Here is a 13402-nt window from a genome sequence, read left to right on the forward strand (position 1 = left end):
CCTCCATTCGTTTACACTCCCTTTAACACTGGATTTCCATTTGCGTCTTCTTTCACCTCTCCTGTAGCCGGATCTATATCATAGTCAATTTCAGATTCATCATAATCTGCATCGAAAAATTCATTAGGAATAGAAGACATATCATCACTTATATTTGCTTTAATAGTTTCATCTTCATTTATTGCTTTAGCAAAATCTGTTTTCATCGGCGCATATTTGAGCACTTTTTTGATAACAGTTTTCTTTGCCATTTCATCAAAATTATTTTTCCAAGGACTAAATGATGATTTATAAGCTTGTGAGTATTTTTTTGCATGTTCTTCAACATCTTGAACACTCATAACTTCAAATCCTTCTCCACCATTTACAAGTTTAAATACAGCATAGTACCACACAGCTTTTCCTCTATTTTCTTTAGCTGGCTTATGAATTAACTTGGGGTTTAACCCGAATTCAAATTCAAATTCATCCCCTTCATAGACTGTCTGTGCCATAATTGTTTTTACATCACCACCACGATACGCAAGATCAATCAAGCCTTTATACCCTATTTGAAACTGGCACTCAAGTGTTCCCTTGTTCTTATAGGGGATTAAATATGCTTGTCCAAGTGGAGTATTAGGTTCTAGACCTAATTGTGCTGCATTCATCATTGCTCCTAAAAATGATTTTGGAGTGCAGTTCTGTAGTTGAGGAGTGTTTGAAACAGCAGATAAGGCAATGCGTGTGAACCTTTCAGGTGTCATAACTTTTGGTAATGCTTTAGCAATTTCAGGTTGCATCACTGTTATGTAATCTTTTATTGACTGCGGTTGCTTTTTCTTATCTGTTACCATCCCTGCCGTTTTACTTATAATTCCTTGTTGATTAGTTGTTGTCATTATCATTTTCCTCCGTGACTTCAAATCTTCTTAAAATAACTTCTTTTATAACTTTTGCATATATTTCTGGATAATCTTTTTTAAGTCTCTTATTGTCAATCCTGCTTTGCTTTAGATTTTTCCATTTGATTGTGTATCTATCTACAAATCCAATTTCAGATTTTCCCATATCATTTTTTATGGAATTTTCTATTTGTTTTCTTTCTCTATCTAGTTTAGAAATAAACTTTTTTATTTCCATGAGCCTCTGCAAATCCTGCTCATAATTCTTCAAATCTACTTCTGTGCTATCAGAAATCGGAAATATTTCATTCAAAGTTTCAGATGTACTAAGTGATCCGTCTATCATTGGTTCAACACCATTTTCGACACAATCCCAAAACTCTTTTTCCAAAATAATTAAATTATTTATCTCTGTATCATCCCAATTTACTTCAAACCAATAGAAATCAATCCCTAAAACAAGAACAGCAATGTACCATTTCTTTTTACCAGTAACCGCCATATAATGCATGCACTGAATATAGTACTGAATGGGGATATCTCCTTTATCATATTTAGTTCTTGTGAAAGCAGAAGTAGTTTTACACTCTAAACCAGCATCTTCACCAACTATCAATCTATCTACGTTCGCCAACATAAACGGGTACTCTACTGACTGATAGCTGAAAGATGACTTCCGTACCTTTTTTCCTGTTGACTCAGAAAAACGCTCAGCAACATAATTTTCCAAATCTCTTCCAAGACGCATTGACTCATTATCTATATCTTTTTTAATAAGACCACGCTTCTCACACCAGAGTGTATACGGCGAAACCCAAGGTGATTTTCCAATAGCAGCTGCCGCATCTGAACCGCCAATACCTGATAGACGGTTTTTTAACCATTGATCCTGCGTGTTCGGTAATTTATGTTTTATATAAGACATTAAAATATCTCCTCAACACTTCTTATTTCTCTTCTTTCATCAGAGATATCACCATATTCTCTGCTTTCATTATCCACATACTCTAATATGCATTTTGTATGTGCCAATGTATTATCTGGCAACTTATATACAAGTTGTGATGATGCAAATGGTTCATTACACAAAGGGCAACATTCAAAATCAATCATCGCTTTAGTTTCCATCATCCTTTCTTCTTTTTTCTCCTGCTGAAAGTCGATGTTATCCAGAACTTCGTTGGTCTCAGTTTTTTGCATGTTCAATACCTTCTTTAACTGCCATGTTAATTAAATGAACTGGTATTCCTTGCTCAATGAGTACCGCGATAGCAGTGGATAAACCAGTTAAAAGAATTGCGTCGATGTTCAACTCTGATTCATTTTCTTCTCCTTCCTCGCAAAACACCTCTGAAAACTCAACAATCTGAGTGTGACCAACGTGTTCTTTTGTTCCATAAGCAAGCCAATAATCAATGCTTTTTCCGAAATTCGATTCAGCTATGGCTCTTGTGAAAATACCTAAATCATCTTTTTTCATGATTCCTAAGCATGTATTTTCGCCATATTCAAAATACACTGCCATATCTAAAGCCAAATATATGCCATTTTCTTTACTCATCTGTACAAATGTCATGCACTGTTCTTCTGTAGGTGTGTGGATGTAAAGTACACCATCTTTAAACTTCTTCCAGAATTCTTCTTTTGTCATATTTTTTCTCCTATTTTTCCATGATATAGACTTCTTTGTATTTCACACCAAAGCTGTTTTGCTCAGTGCCTACCCAGATATCTATGATATTTCCTTTGATTGCACCGCCCACATCCTCTGCCGTGTAGACGATGCCATCAATGAGGACTTTACTTCCTGGAGGTATAACGTTTGGGTCAACAGCTATTGTGTGGTTTAGCCATGCTCTATGCTCACCATCACAGGGTTTTGCGATTGTATCACCCCATTCATCTTCGCCTGCATAATAGGCTGTAAGCTTAAAAACTCCTAATGATCTTCATTTCGGTTGTTCAGCCAGTTTCCTTTCTAACTTTTCAACCTTTGCATCTAGTTCTTTATTTTTCGTGGTCATTCTTTTTAAGTCCTCTTCCAACTCCACCGCTCGGGTTTCTGTTGTAGTGACTTTCTTCCGGTATATATCAATGCTTTCTAAATTCATGTGTATTGAGTATGTAAATACGATGTTAAGTGTGATGCTGAGCGCCAACACAAGCATTGTCCATAACATTCGTTCTTTCCGTTTCACTTCTTCGTTAACATGTTCTTCCATTGACTTCTCCTTTCTTCTTGTAATTCCCCCGATTAGCGTTAATTGCTGAATATGTTAAACTCGGTTGGTACTTTCAAGGTGAGTCAGTTGATACCGATTTCCCACATTCATTCTTATCATTCATTTGTGAAGGTGATGATAAACTGCCTATTCCTGATTCGTCTCTTTACAAAGGATAAATAAATTCGCATGAAGCAATACTCCATCTTTACTATCTGGATTTAGTATCACGCTGAATCCAGATTTTTTTAAATTCTCTACCTCTTTTGGACAACTTGTAATCACGATTTTATCAATCATCAATCCTTGCAAATCATACGTTATTGAAGCTTTATCATTAATTGAAGATTCCATATGCCTTGTTCTTCTCCTTTCATATTGTTTTTATCTTCTTGGCATACTATAATTAACCTTATAAAGAGGTGGTAGTATGCATGAGCTTGACTTAAATTTTTATTCGTTCATTTTTTCTTTCATTGCGATTTTGATTTCTCTATATACACTATATAAATCAAGGAAACGTCTAAGTGTGCATCTGCCAGAAGAATATTTCATATTGAATGAAATATTTACTGACCCACAAGCCGAACCAATAACTGAATATACATTGGCATCTTTCTCTTTTTTATTAGTAAATCCAAGTCCGACTGACATTGGATTCTTTGATTTAATGGTTCTTGATGATAAGAATAACCCTATAGACTATCTAACAAAATTTAATGTAGGTCTAACACCACAAGATAGCGGACTTGTTTATTCTTATATAAATAATTACAGATGCAGATTATATCTACTGGACAGTAATTTCGATATATTCAAGAGCAATCATTTCACACGTTTTGAAATACCTGTCAATGTAACGAATCTTGATACATCATCAATAACAATTAGGTTTAAAATAACCAAAGAAACTCTAATCCCAAATTCAATAGACCGTAACAGGAAGCGTAAAAATTTCAAACAATACTCTGTTACTATTCCTTATCCTCAAAAGTAGATTTATATTCTTTGAGGATTTTTTCATATCTTTCAGCTTTTTCCAATTGTTCTCTTGTTGGCTGTAAATAGAAACTATTGAATTTAATGTTCCCATAGGTTCTTCGCTCCAAACTTTCAAACTCGTTATCTAAAGCACGCACCCTTATATAACAAATCACGGATATCATTAAAGCAATGATGGAAATTACCAAATAAACCATTGTTTTTCTCCTTTCCCCGCTCTATAATAAGATTGACTTGTTATTCGAGTCGCTTAATGTTTTGTCGCATCGTCATTGGTCGTGGGGTGCGACATTTTTTGTGGCTTGAAATAACACTTTTCGTCAAAATACGCTCTTGGTACTCTACCTGCCCGTGTCACGAAACCACGTTCCTTCAATTCAGCATTCATTTCTTGCAGGATCGCATAGGCTGTAGATTCTTTCACGCCTAATCGTTTTACAACTTCATCAACAGTGACATAATCAGGAGATTCGTATATTGCGATAACCTCTGTACCAAGACATTCCTGTATAATAGGAAAGACGGTATCTTTTACATGAGACAGCACATAGTCCATGATTTCTTGCTTTTCTTTTTTAGTCACTGCCTACACTTCCAATATGATGCTTAGAGCAGTCTTCGCAATAGACTGAAGTACTTGCGAAATCATATTCATCATCACAAATTATTTCTTTTAGCGTTTCGCTGTCTAACTGCACTTCTCTCCCACAATCTGGACATGTACAATAGAATTCATCGTCGCAAATGTTTACTTTTATTTCTGCTTCATTTCCGATATTCTTTTTTAGATAAATCATGATTACTCCTTCCTACGCAACTCCGTATTTGATTGCAAGCTCTTTTACGATAGCCACATATCCTTCGATGAGCTTTTTGTCCTCTGCGATGATATCAAGATTGTTCAACTTATCTCTGCGTGATTTGCATACACCCTCATCTGCCATACGTCTACGTTTGTTCATCAATCTTTGTTTTAGATTCACTCCCATTCGTTTTTCTAACAGCTGATAGGCTTCTCTTAGTACTTCTTGATATGCTGAACCACTACCAAGTTCATTTCCGATTTTGCGGATAATCTTTCCTGTTTCATCACGCCATGAAGTAGAATCAAGTGCAACTACATTTCTGATTCCCTGTAAATCTGACTTAACATCTGCAAGTTGCTTTTGCTGTTCTTTCTGCTGAATCTCCATGTTAATGAGCAATCTCAGCTCCGGTGATAAATTCCGTAATCCGACTGCTGTTTCTTTTGCCTTGTTTTCAACAGTTACAAAATAGCTTCTTGCTTCCTCGCCCTTTTCATTCTTTGCTGTCATTGAGAGCTTTTTGGCGAAGTCGGCTGTAAGCTTGTAATCATCTGCAAATTTGCCTCTTCCTTCACTCGTCGTTTGGTACGAGTGAAAATCTTCTCCCATAACTGCAAATTCATTTTCTGTAATATTCCTTTTCAACCACTTAGAATAATTACTAGGATTAAGTTCCAAAAACTCATACAACTTTCTGGCAGTAGTCATGCCTTTCTCATCAATACCTAAGGCGATCTCAATAGGTGTCTGATTTGTCACATTCATTGTTTCGTTCATGTATTCTCCTTTCATCACATTACAGTTTAATCGTAGTAAAACTGTATAAAAAAACTATGATTTTCTGGGTGAGCAAAGCATTTCTTCAGGTATTTCATAAAGAGCAGACATTTCTTTATGCCTATCCCATTGTGGAATCACCTTACCAGACTCATAGCCTATAAGCGTTTTTTCGCTTATGTTGAGTTGTTTAGCAGCATCTTTCTGTAATAATCCTTTATTGACTCTCGCAGCTGCATAAGTAATCCTGACATCTTTTCTGTCCATCTTATCACCTCCCACAAACAATATACTACGATTTAACTGTAGTGTCAACAGTTAAAATGTAGCTTTTTGATTTTTAGCTTGCTTAAACTACAGTTTTGCTGTAATATAAAGATGGAGGTACTCTAAATATGGAAACAAACGCAAGAGATGTATTTATACAGAATATAAATCGCATTATGAAAGAGAAAAATAAGTCACAAAAGCAAATATCCACTGACCTCAAAATTCCTTTATCTACTGTCTCTAGTTGGGTGAATGGTCAAAGTTATCCTAGAGTTGATAAAATGCAAAAGCTAGCTGATTATCTTAATGTCAGTATGCGTGCTTTGACTGATAAGACAGATCAGATTTCTAATGAAGAAATTTTCTCACAGAATTTAATGCATTATATGAAAATCAAAAATGCTTCTGCAAAAGAAATTTCAGAGTTCTGTAAGGTCAGTGAAAATGAATTTGAAAAATGGTTATGTGGTAAAGTGATGCCAAAATTAAATAAGATTCAGATTTTATCAGTATATTTCAGCTGCTCTATTTCTGATTTAATCGAAATCAAGGATAACAACATTTCCAAATCTCATGGTATAAAAATACCAGTCCTTGGGCGTGTTGTTGCGGGAATACCCATTGAAGCGATAGAAGAAATACTGGATTATGAAGAAATATCTGAATCAACGGCACGTACTGGTGATTACTTTGCGTTACAGGTCAAAGGGGACAGCATGGAGCCTCGTATGTACGAAGGTGATGTTGTAATTGTCCGGAAGCAAGAAACCGTTCAGACAGGCGATGTGGCGATCGTATTGGTAAACGGTGATGAAGCAACAGTCAAAAAAATCAGAATCATGGATAGTGGAATTATGCTCATACCTTTTAATACAAAATATGATCCATGGATTTATACAGCAGAAGATATTGAACGACTCCCGGTTAAAATAATTGGTAAAGTTGTTGAGTGCAGGCAGAAATATTAAATTATAGACGATGTATTTCTAAAAAATAAAAAAACCCCGCTCCTATTGGCGTAGGAACGAGGGTGATAGTAGGTATTGGCGTACCTCTATCGGTACAATAAACGAATGACCACGAATCATTGCTTTTATTGTACCTTCATTATACATAAAATGGAGGTATTTTTCAATGAAAAAAGAAACAGGAACAAGACGCCCTAAAGGCACAGGATCAATCGCATACCTTGGAGAAGGTCGCAGGAAACCTTATGTAGCAACTTTCAATAAAAAGTCCATAGGCACTTTTAAAACAGCTGAGGAAGCTGATATAGCTCTTTTAAAACATCAATTAAAACTAACAGAACTGTACCCTTCCTTTTTGGGTGAAACAGATTTCCTAAAAACAGAATACGCAAAATTTCTGCTTGAATTCCAGAAAAAAGGTATTCTGGACATGCAGATTAATAATTTGAAAGATATTGATTTTTATAATAGTTTATTCAAAGATAAAATGGTTTCACTGGGAAATGTTCTAATGAACCAAAATGCAAAACAAGAAATAATTTTATCTGATGTCCCAACATTTTCTGAAATTTGGGAATTAGAATTTGAACGCTTATCAAAGATAAATTCAGATAGTTGGAAAAGGTCAATGTCTGCTGCATTCAAAAGTCTTTATTCTTTGCATGACTTACCAATAAACATTATAAAAACAAAAGAATTACAAGATGTATTTGATATAAGAATGGGTAAGCCTAACTGTGGCAAAAGTACTTTAAGAAATATGATAATTGTGTGCAGAGTAGTTATCAAATATGCTATAAAAATGGATTATGTGATTAAAGATTACTCGCAATTTGTAATATTTAACGCAACATCCAAACCACGTAATAGAAGAAAACCATTCTCTATAGATGAAATCAAGATGCTCTTTAAGGATGATACAGAAAATTCGAAAATAATATTATTGTATATCTTTACAGGCGCAAGACCAATAGAACTAATAAGTATGGAAAGAAAGAATATACATCTCGATGATAATTACATGATAGGTGGTGCAAAAACTGAGGCAGGTAAGAATCGTATTATACCTATTCATCCATATATTAAACCAATAATAGAATATTTCATTTCTCAATATAATTATAGATATCTTTTTACTGATGAAACAGGTAACACGGCTTATATACAATACAAAACAGCTTTTAGAGATTGCATGAACGATTTAAAATTACAAAGCCATATTGAACCTTATGATACTAGATATACATTCTCTACACTTGCAAAAATGTATCATGTTGATACCGCTGCACACAAGAAAATAATGGGACATTCTTGCAATGATATCACAGATGATATTTATACACATGAACCTATAGATTACTTAGTAAAAGAGATCACAAAAATAGCTATTAAGTGATCTTTTTTTGTTAGCTTATGTTAGCTTATCGATCAATATAATATATGAAATATGTACGAAATGTTAAATAATATCCTAAAAAACAATAATATATAGAATATTTATAATAATTTTGTTAAGAAAAAGTTAAAATCTTAACAGAGTCTTAACAAAACCTATATTGTATGAATATCTGTTTCCCGATATACTAAAACTATGTTCGTAACAATACTCGAACAGGAGGTTATGTATTCATGACATTTGATAGTATTCTGAAATTATTTGGGGGCCTTGCCCTGTTCCTGTATGGTATGCATATGATGAGCTCCGGTCTGGAGGGAGCTGCGGGAGATCGTATGAAAACCATTCTGGAAAGACTGACCAGCAACCGTTTTCTGGGCATTATCGTGGGAGCGGCCATCACAGCAGTAATCCAGAGCTCTTCTGCCACTACCGTTATGGTTGTCGGCTTTGTGAATTCACAGCTGATGACATTGAATCAGGCAGTCTGGATCATCATGGGTGCCAATATCGGTACGACGATCACCGGACAGCTGATTGCCCTGGATGCATCCAAGATCGCACCGCTTGTGGCTATCTTCGGTGTTGTACTGGTCACGTTTCTCAAAGGCAAGAAGGTCAATGCCTTCGGCGAGATCTTTGCCGGTCTTGGTATCTTATTCATCGGTATGGATATGATGAAGGATGCCATGGTTCCGTTACAGCAAAGTGAGGCATTCATTCATGCCATGACAACAATTTCCAACCCTGTTCTGGCAATTCTGCTGGGCGCTGGCTTCACTGCTCTGATTCAGAGCTCCTCTGCTTCCGTCGGTATCCTGCAGGCACTGGCTGTCAGCGGTCTGATTCCGTTAAGCAGTGCCATCTATATCATTTTCGGACAGAATATCGGTACCTGCATCACATCGGTGCTGGCATCACTTGGCGCCAATCGAAATGCCAAGCGGGCAACCATTATTCACCTGTCCTTTAACATTATCGGTACAATTGTCTTCATGGCGTTTGCGGCTCTTGTTCCGTTTGTATCCTGGATGGAAAGTGTTACCTCCAATCCTGCGGCACAGATTGCCAATACACATACGATATTCAATATCGCCACCACGCTGCTGCTGATACCGTTCGGTTCCCGTCTTGCCAAGCTTGCGCAGGTAATCCTTCCTGTGAAGCAGGAGGAAATTGAGGATGCAGGCTACAACATACCGCTCACCTTTGTAGATGAGGACAATATCGGTTCCGTGCCGATCGCCATTTCCTCTTTACGTAAGGAAGCAATGGCAATGCTCCAGCTGGCAGAAACAAATCTTGCGGAATCCATGGATGCCTTATGCGGGAATGCCTTCAGTCTGGAGAAAATTAAAAAGCGCGAGAAACGCATTGATTATATCAATTACGAAATCACCAATTATATGACGCTGGTCAGCTCTCTGAAAATGAATGAGTCTGATTCCACGACCTGCAACGCCTTATACAAATGCTTTTCCGACATCGAGCGGATCGGCGATCATGCAATCAATATCATACAGTATTCCACCGATGAGGATAATAAGCTTTCAAGCTCAAAATACATAGAGGATGAATTGCATCAGCTGGCTTCCCTTCTTTCCAAGAGCTTCTCACTGCTGTCAACCTACAGCCTGGATTCTCAGGATGAATGCTTTGAAAAAATCGAACGGATCGAGGATCGCATTGACGAGCTGACCGCAAGCTATCGACAAGCACAGATTGAGCGACTGATGGAGAAAAAGGTCAATGCCTTGGATTGTGTCATCTATTCTGAAATCCTTACAGATGTGGAGCGTGTATCCGATCATATCATGAACATCATTCAGGAAGCCAAGCGCTGTAACTTCACACTGAGTGATGAGGCTATACAAAGCGACCCTGCCCTGTCTGCAGCCTGAGACACCGAATGGTGTCTTTTTTCATCCCTTCCTTTTTCAGCTGTGTCTGATATATCCGTTTATAGGGTCCTACTTATGTATACAGTCAAATGCTGAACCGGTATGCGCATCCTATGCATACCGGCTGATATCAAATTCACAGCAATCTGCAGGAAGTGCTTCAAATGAACACTTTACTTTCTGATACAGCCTGCAGTTATGATAAACCCTTCACAGGATAAGGAATACAAGGTGTCTTTTTGCGCAGGAGCATGCTATACTTAGAGACAGAGGTGATGTTATGAATATCAGTTCCCGCTGTATTCTATGTCTTTTAAATAAAGAGGAGGCAGGCATACGGGCCTGTTTGGATGAGCATCAGAAAGCAGAGTATCTCAAGGACGTCATGCGAATCATGCTGGAGGCAGACCCCGCAGATACAATGCCTTGGATTTCCGATCAGATTCGTCAGCTACAGCCACCTGTTCCAAGAAGTCTTCCGGATTATGCGAAAATAAAAACGTATTTCAATACCATCCTGCTGGAAATGGAGCCGATGCTGAAAAATGCCATTGAGCAGGAGGTTGATCCTCTTTCCTATGCTCTGCGGCTTTCCCGCTGCGGCAATTACATCGATTTTGGTGCTATGGATCATGTGGATGAGGACATTCTGCGCTCCCTGTTGAAGCAGGTAAAAGAGGAAACACTGGATGCAAGTGTCTATCAACGCTTCCTATCACAGGCGGCAAATAGCAGCAGTGCTCTATCTTTGTGATAACTGCGGAGAAATCGTACTGGATAAGCTACTCATACTGCAGCTGCAAAAGCACTTTCCGCATTTACAGATCACGGTCATGGTACGCGGCGGCGAGGTGCTCAATGACGCGACGATGCGTGATGTCCGGCAGATACATCTGGATGAGGTGTGTCCATGTACAAGCAGCCAGGTACCGCTTGCCGGCTGCGATTTGCGTCATATTGGTGAAGACGCACGAGCACTACTTGCATCCAGCGATATGATTATCGCCAAGGGACAGGCAAACTTTGAATCCCTGTATGGCTGTGGCCTGCCAATCTATTATCTGCTTTTATGCAAATGCGACTACTTCTGCGAACAGTTCCGGATGCACCATCTAAAGGGTATCTTCGCCTATGAAAAGACACTGGAAATATCCAGTGCAAAGTAAGGCGGCGCATGGAACCACGCTATCCGCTAAATCAGGATGTTCAAAACCTTTATAGAGTCTCATCGTAACAGATGATAAAAGGCTTCTTAAACCATTGCGTACAGCAATGCTTTAGAAGCCTCTTTTTCTTATCCGATTCAGGAGATTCCCCATTCACTATCCTATACTGCATACAGGCACTACCCGCTTACTTCTATTCAAGCATTTCATTGAATGCCTTAGACGCTTTGATACTTTTGCATAACCGCTTCATATATACCACCTGCGGCTGGCGGAAGCGTATCAAAGACTCCCGCATTTTGAAGCCCAGAGCCTCCAGCAGTCTGCATGAGCGAATGTTCTTCTTTTGCGTTTCTGCTAGGATGCTTTCCAGCGTTCCCTGTTCTGAAAGAAATACAAGAACAGCGTGGATTGCCTCTTTCGCATAGCCCTGTCCCCAAACCTCCGGTGCAAACTGATAGGAAATCTCCTGCTCCATGCCATTATGATAAGGTCCGATTTCAATCAGTCCCAGTAAGGTAGAATCACTTGTCCTACGCACTGTAAAGCCCTGATTGTCTATCCCCATCATTATATTGCGGAGCTTTTCCTCTGCCCTGGCCTTATCATAAGCACCACCAAGATAGGTACGTACCTCATCATCTGTAAAAAGAATTCGTACATCCGCCAAATCCGATTCCTTTATTTCATATATACTGCATCTATCTGTTTTCAGCATATGATCCTCCCAAAAGAAAAGCGGTGCCTGTTGAACACAGTATCCCCGCTTGCCTTTATTCTTCCAATTGCTCCATACGCTCTTCAATCTCCAGCGCTTCCTTCTTCATTTCTCTGGAAATACTCTCCAGATCAATTTCTTTTTTCTTTAAACGGTAATTTACAAATTCCTTCACCGCCATATAAATCACAGCAAAGCATGGTACACCGATAAACATACCGATGATACCAAACAGTCCGCCCCCTACACAGACGGAGAACAGAATACCGATACTTGGCAGTCCCAGCTTATCCCCCAGAATCAGCGGTCCCAGAATATTGCCGTCAAACTGCTGCAGGGCGAAGACAAAGAGTGCAAAGTATAATGCGGTAATCGGATGTATGATGAAGAGAATTACAATCCCCGGTACAGCACCGATAAACGGTCCGAATACCGGAATCATATTGGTAACACCGACGATCACCGATAACAGCAGTGCATACGGAAACTGAAAAATCAGAGATCCGATATAGCAGAGGATTCCGATGATCAGAGAATCGATCGCCTTTCCCACGATAAAGTTATTGAAGATATCACCGCTTGCCAGTACCATACGATGCAGATACTCGCTGATTTCCTTCGGAAACAGTGCATAGTTGATTTTTTTTGCATAGCCGGACAGACGTTCCTTGTCGATCAGCATATACAGACCAGCCATAATACTCAGCAGGATGTTCAGCAGTGTGCTTCCAAAGGCATAGGTGGCCTTTGCCATCTGCGGTAGTGCATCCGTTACAAAGCCGGTAAGCTTTTCGAAGAAATCGGTATCCGTAATGTAATTGGTGACCTGCTGGGTATCAATGGCATACTTTTCAACAAAATCCAATGCAAATTTCTGGAAATCCTCCACATAGCCCGGAAATGCCTTCACCAGGGAAAAGATGCTGTCAAACAGCTGCGGCAGCAGCAGTGCCAGAAAGGCACATACAATGATGATTCCAAGCAGAACCGCCAGTACGGCGGCAATGCTTCGTTTATGCTGCGGCTTCATGCGGAGCCTTCCAAGCAGCTTTACTTCAATCAGCTCCATCGGTTTATTTAACAGAAATGCTATCGCAAATCCAAGGATAAACGGTGTTGTCAGAGAACAGACGCGTCTGAGTGAGCGAATGATGAAATCAATTTTATCGAAAGCGAAATATATGCTGATTCCTATGGCGATCACAATCACATACAGCCATATTTTCTTTCTCATGTCCTCGGTTAATCTAAATTTCATATAAATCGCCTCCATCCCTATCTATTCTATCATG

At 38.7% G+C, this 13402-nt stretch carries 20 protein-coding genes; 6 read left to right on the forward strand and 14 right to left on the reverse strand.

Annotated elements, in window-relative coordinates:
* Positions 1-11: 11 nt before the first annotated feature.
* The 7 genes from KSZ58_RS10470 to KSZ58_RS10500 all read right to left on the reverse strand — a co-directional run bounded on the left by KSZ58_RS10470 (position 12) and on the right by KSZ58_RS10500 (position 3460).
* The gene (locus KSZ58_RS10470; protein WP_217752716.1) at positions 12-881 is read right to left on the reverse strand and encodes a recombinase RecT; all 870 of its coding nucleotides are present in this window, start codon (positions 879-881) and stop codon (positions 12-14) included.
* Positions 868-1809 carry a YqaJ viral recombinase family protein gene (locus KSZ58_RS10475; RefSeq protein WP_217752717.1) on the reverse strand — a complete coding sequence of 314 codons (942 nt, stop codon included), beginning with the start codon at positions 1807-1809 and terminating at the stop codon, positions 868-870. Before KSZ58_RS10475 ends, KSZ58_RS10470 begins: the two co-directional genes overlap by 14 nt.
* A complete protein-coding gene (locus KSZ58_RS10480) occupies positions 1809-2084 on the reverse strand; it encodes a hypothetical protein (RefSeq protein WP_217752718.1) in 276 nt (91 codons plus the stop codon). Before KSZ58_RS10480 ends, KSZ58_RS10475 begins: the two co-directional genes overlap by 1 nt.
* Entirely contained in the window at positions 2071-2535 is a 465-nt protein-coding gene (locus tag KSZ58_RS10485) for a hypothetical protein (protein ID WP_217752719.1), read from the reverse strand. The genes KSZ58_RS10480 and KSZ58_RS10485 overlap by 14 nt, the downstream gene beginning before the upstream one ends.
* A gap of 10 nt (positions 2536-2545) precedes the next feature.
* Positions 2546-2770 (reverse strand): 3D domain-containing protein, encoded by a 225-nt coding sequence (locus KSZ58_RS23480; protein WP_217752732.1) that lies wholly within the window; start codon positions 2768-2770, stop codon positions 2546-2548.
* Positions 2771-2833: 63 nt separating this feature from the next.
* Complete coding sequence (locus KSZ58_RS10495; RefSeq protein ID WP_217752720.1) at positions 2834-3106, reverse strand: hypothetical protein; 273 nt, start codon at positions 3104-3106, stop codon at positions 2834-2836.
* 147 nt (positions 3107-3253) lie between these two features.
* A complete protein-coding gene (locus tag KSZ58_RS10500; protein WP_217752721.1) occupies positions 3254-3460 on the reverse strand; it encodes a hypothetical protein in 207 nt (68 codons plus the stop codon).
* Between the two features lie 76 nt (positions 3461-3536).
* On the opposite strand from KSZ58_RS10500, the gene KSZ58_RS10505 reads away from it, so the two are divergent.
* The gene (locus KSZ58_RS10505; protein ID WP_217752722.1) at positions 3537-4103 is read left to right on the forward strand and encodes a hypothetical protein; all 567 of its coding nucleotides are present in this window, start codon (positions 3537-3539) and stop codon (positions 4101-4103) included.
* Here the strand turns inward: KSZ58_RS10505 and KSZ58_RS10510 are convergent.
* The 5 genes from KSZ58_RS10510 to KSZ58_RS10530 are packed head-to-tail and all read right to left on the reverse strand — an operon-like array spanning position 4081 to position 5958.
* A complete protein-coding gene (locus KSZ58_RS10510) occupies positions 4081-4305 on the reverse strand; it encodes a hypothetical protein (protein ID WP_217752723.1) in 225 nt (74 codons plus the stop codon). The genes KSZ58_RS10505 and KSZ58_RS10510 overlap by 23 nt on opposite strands.
* Positions 4306-4358: 53 nt before the next feature.
* Positions 4359-4691 carry a MarR family transcriptional regulator gene (locus KSZ58_RS10515; RefSeq protein WP_233104371.1) on the reverse strand — a complete coding sequence of 111 codons (333 nt, stop codon included), beginning with the start codon at positions 4689-4691 and terminating at the stop codon, positions 4359-4361.
* Positions 4684-4905 (reverse strand): hypothetical protein, encoded by a 222-nt coding sequence (locus tag KSZ58_RS10520; RefSeq protein ID WP_065531542.1) that lies wholly within the window; start codon positions 4903-4905, stop codon positions 4684-4686. Before KSZ58_RS10520 ends, KSZ58_RS10515 begins: the two co-directional genes overlap by 8 nt.
* Before the next feature lie 12 nt (positions 4906-4917).
* On the reverse strand, positions 4918-5691 hold the full coding sequence (locus tag KSZ58_RS10525; RefSeq protein ID WP_118003290.1) for an antA/AntB antirepressor family protein: 774 nt from the start codon (positions 5689-5691) through the stop codon (positions 4918-4920).
* Positions 5692-5745: 54 nt separating this feature from the next.
* Positions 5746-5958, reverse strand: a complete 213-nt coding sequence (locus KSZ58_RS10530; protein WP_065531544.1) for a helix-turn-helix transcriptional regulator — start codon at positions 5956-5958, stop codon at positions 5746-5748.
* 128 nt (positions 5959-6086) lie between these two features.
* Between KSZ58_RS10530 and KSZ58_RS10535 the strand changes: the two genes are divergently transcribed.
* The 5 genes from KSZ58_RS10535 to KSZ58_RS10555 all read left to right on the forward strand — a co-directional run bounded on the left by KSZ58_RS10535 (position 6087) and on the right by KSZ58_RS10555 (position 11392).
* Entirely contained in the window at positions 6087-6929 is an 843-nt protein-coding gene (locus KSZ58_RS10535; protein ID WP_217752724.1) for an XRE family transcriptional regulator, read from the forward strand.
* A 166-nt stretch (positions 6930-7095) separates the two neighbouring features.
* Positions 7096-8325, forward strand: a complete 1230-nt coding sequence (locus KSZ58_RS10540; protein WP_217752725.1) for a tyrosine-type recombinase/integrase — start codon at positions 7096-7098, stop codon at positions 8323-8325.
* Between the two features lie 233 nt (positions 8326-8558).
* A complete protein-coding gene (locus tag KSZ58_RS10545) occupies positions 8559-10226 on the forward strand; it encodes a Na/Pi cotransporter family protein (protein WP_009269444.1) in 1668 nt (555 codons plus the stop codon).
* 280 nt (positions 10227-10506) lie between these two features.
* Positions 10507-10980 carry an ARMT1-like domain-containing protein gene (locus tag KSZ58_RS10550; protein ID WP_008819023.1) on the forward strand — a complete coding sequence of 158 codons (474 nt, stop codon included), beginning with the start codon at positions 10507-10509 and terminating at the stop codon, positions 10978-10980.
* On the forward strand, positions 10916-11392 hold the full coding sequence (locus KSZ58_RS10555; protein ID WP_009587856.1) for an ARMT1-like domain-containing protein: 477 nt from the start codon (positions 10916-10918) through the stop codon (positions 11390-11392). The genes KSZ58_RS10550 and KSZ58_RS10555 overlap by 65 nt, the downstream gene beginning before the upstream one ends.
* Before the next feature lie 193 nt (positions 11393-11585).
* Here the strand turns inward: KSZ58_RS10555 and KSZ58_RS10560 are convergent, their stop codons facing one another.
* Both KSZ58_RS10560 and KSZ58_RS10565 read right to left on the reverse strand, forming a co-directional pair.
* Complete coding sequence (locus KSZ58_RS10560) at positions 11586-12110, reverse strand: GNAT family N-acetyltransferase (protein ID WP_008819025.1); 525 nt, start codon at positions 12108-12110, stop codon at positions 11586-11588.
* Between the two features lie 55 nt (positions 12111-12165).
* The gene (locus KSZ58_RS10565; protein ID WP_002608352.1) at positions 12166-13368 is read right to left on the reverse strand and encodes an AI-2E family transporter; all 1203 of its coding nucleotides are present in this window, start codon (positions 13366-13368) and stop codon (positions 12166-12168) included.
* Positions 13369-13402 lie beyond the last annotated feature (34 nt).

The organism is Erysipelatoclostridium sp. DFI.2.3, assembly GCF_019132535.1.
Taxonomy (GTDB): domain Bacteria; phylum Bacillota_I; class Bacilli_A; order Erysipelotrichales; family Erysipelotrichaceae; genus Clostridium_AQ; species Clostridium_AQ innocuum.

Excerpts from the sequence above, each read along its gene's own strand:
- KSZ58_RS10480 (WP_217752718.1), bottom strand. The coding sequence starts at position 2,084 with ATGCAAAAAACTGAGACCAACGAAGTTCTGGATAACATCGACTTTCAG.
- KSZ58_RS10500 (WP_217752721.1), bottom strand. The coding sequence starts at position 3,460 with ATGGAATCTTCAATTAATGATAAAGCTTCAATAACGTATGATTTGCAA.
- KSZ58_RS10540 (WP_217752725.1), top strand. The coding sequence starts at position 7,096 with ATGAAAAAAGAAACAGGAACAAGACGCCCTAAAGGCACAGGATCAATC.
- KSZ58_RS10530 (WP_065531544.1), bottom strand. The coding sequence starts at position 5,958 with ATGGACAGAAAAGATGTCAGGATTACTTATGCAGCTGCGAGAGTCAAT.
- KSZ58_RS10550 (WP_008819023.1), top strand. The coding sequence starts at position 10,507 with ATGAATATCAGTTCCCGCTGTATTCTATGTCTTTTAAATAAAGAGGAG.
- KSZ58_RS10495 (WP_217752720.1), bottom strand. The coding sequence starts at position 3,106 with ATGGAAGAACATGTTAACGAAGAAGTGAAACGGAAAGAACGAATGTTA.
- KSZ58_RS10510 (WP_217752723.1), bottom strand. The coding sequence starts at position 4,305 with ATGGTTTATTTGGTAATTTCCATCATTGCTTTAATGATATCCGTGATT.
- KSZ58_RS10470 (WP_217752716.1), bottom strand. The coding sequence starts at position 881 with ATGACAACAACTAATCAACAAGGAATTATAAGTAAAACGGCAGGGATG.
- KSZ58_RS10525 (WP_118003290.1), bottom strand. The coding sequence starts at position 5,691 with ATGAACGAAACAATGAATGTGACAAATCAGACACCTATTGAGATCGCC.
- KSZ58_RS10565 (WP_002608352.1), bottom strand. The coding sequence starts at position 13,368 with ATGAAATTTAGATTAACCGAGGACATGAGAAAGAAAATATGGCTGTAT.
- KSZ58_RS10535 (WP_217752724.1), top strand. The coding sequence starts at position 6,087 with ATGGAAACAAACGCAAGAGATGTATTTATACAGAATATAAATCGCATT.
- KSZ58_RS10475 (WP_217752717.1), bottom strand. The coding sequence starts at position 1,809 with ATGTCTTATATAAAACATAAATTACCGAACACGCAGGATCAATGGTTA.
- KSZ58_RS10555 (WP_009587856.1), top strand. The coding sequence starts at position 10,916 with ATGCAAGTGTCTATCAACGCTTCCTATCACAGGCGGCAAATAGCAGCA.
- KSZ58_RS10560 (WP_008819025.1), bottom strand. The coding sequence starts at position 12,110 with ATGCTGAAAACAGATAGATGCAGTATATATGAAATAAAGGAATCGGAT.
- KSZ58_RS10505 (WP_217752722.1), top strand. The coding sequence starts at position 3,537 with ATGCATGAGCTTGACTTAAATTTTTATTCGTTCATTTTTTCTTTCATT.
- KSZ58_RS10485 (WP_217752719.1), bottom strand. The coding sequence starts at position 2,535 with ATGACAAAAGAAGAATTCTGGAAGAAGTTTAAAGATGGTGTACTTTAC.
- KSZ58_RS10520 (WP_065531542.1), bottom strand. The coding sequence starts at position 4,905 with ATGATTTATCTAAAAAAGAATATCGGAAATGAAGCAGAAATAAAAGTA.
- KSZ58_RS10545 (WP_009269444.1), top strand. The coding sequence starts at position 8,559 with ATGACATTTGATAGTATTCTGAAATTATTTGGGGGCCTTGCCCTGTTC.